The following is a 1,118-nucleotide window of genomic DNA, read 5'->3' on the forward strand; positions in this document are numbered from 1 at the left end:
AGCACGACCACCCAGGCATTTATTGCCAGGTGAAGCGTGACATCGGCCAGGCTGGCCAGCTCACTCACTTGGGAAGAAATGCCCCAGGAGCTTCTGCACCGCGTAATAGCCCGCGGTAAAGCTGAGGAGCAGGAGCACCATCGCTAAGATGGCGGTGTAGATGGGTGGCTGCATCGCCAGGAACTGCGTGAAGATCATTTGCATCATTCTGTACTGCCCATTTGCTGCGGCCGATATGCCGGCGGTGTTGCAATGAAAACTCCTCCACCAGCTGGTGGCTCACAGAGCTGGCCAGGGTGGCAAAATTTGAAGGGTAGGGGCGGATTGCCGTCTCAGTGATCCCGCAATCGCTCAGCAGCTGGCGGCAGCGCTCCCATACAGGGCGCATGGTTTCAACGGGGATCCAGTAGTAGAAGGTTCGGCCTGGCTCGCGGCGGGCGCGGTCTTCGTCAGAGTGCAGGGCATCCATATCCACCAGCGCACGGATACGCGCCAGGGACTGGCTTTCGCCCAGGCTGCTATTCAGGTGGTGGCGTCTGTTGGCCAGCTGCATCACGCTGCGGCGCAGGTTGAGCGGGGTGTCGCAATCCAGGGAGTAAGCACCACCAATGCAGGGGATAACAGCCCTGGCCGGCATGTCTTCAAGCGTCGCGGAAAAGATGGCCTGCATCAGAGAATCATCACTGACTTTCATCGTGCAAAAACCACGCAGAAAATACTATTTAGAATTGAAACGCAGCTACGAACGCTGGCAAGCAACCGATGCAAGAGGAGAGTGTTTAAGGAAATATAGCTATTTTTCATGGTTTAACGCGACGTTTTTAGAATGGCGCAAGTTTATAGCCAAGCGCCGCGCTAAACCAGTATTATTTATTTAGAATTAGCCCCTATTATGCCGGCACGGCGTTTTCTTCGTCCTGCGGCACTTCCTGGGGCTGGTTTTCCGGTTTTTGCTCACCCACAAAGAAGGTGCGCGGGATGGTAGACATCTGTCCCTTGGCCACCACCGGATACTGCTTAGTCTCAATGGCGTCTACCAGGGTGTTCCAGGCCTCCAGCGCTGAATCAGTGTCATTGTCACGCACCAGCTTGATCATGATCTCCCCTTGGCGGTCGGC

At 55.7% G+C, this 1,118-nt stretch carries 2 protein-coding genes; both read right to left on the reverse strand.

Annotated elements, in window-relative coordinates:
- Positions 1-64 precede the first annotated feature (64 nt).
- Positions 65-694, reverse strand: coding sequence for a hypothetical protein (locus CYR55_RS23445; RefSeq protein WP_146001046.1), 630 nt, complete (start codon positions 692-694; stop codon positions 65-67).
- A gap of 196 nt (positions 695-890) precedes the next feature.
- Positions 891-1,118 (reverse strand): hypothetical protein (locus CYR55_RS22930; RefSeq protein ID WP_206604068.1); only part of this gene is annotated, 228 nt, incomplete at its 5' end.

Origin of the sequence: Chimaeribacter californicus (genome assembly GCF_002858675.1) — a bacterium.
Classification (GTDB): Bacteria; Pseudomonadota; Gammaproteobacteria; order Enterobacterales; family Enterobacteriaceae; genus Chimaeribacter; species Chimaeribacter californicus.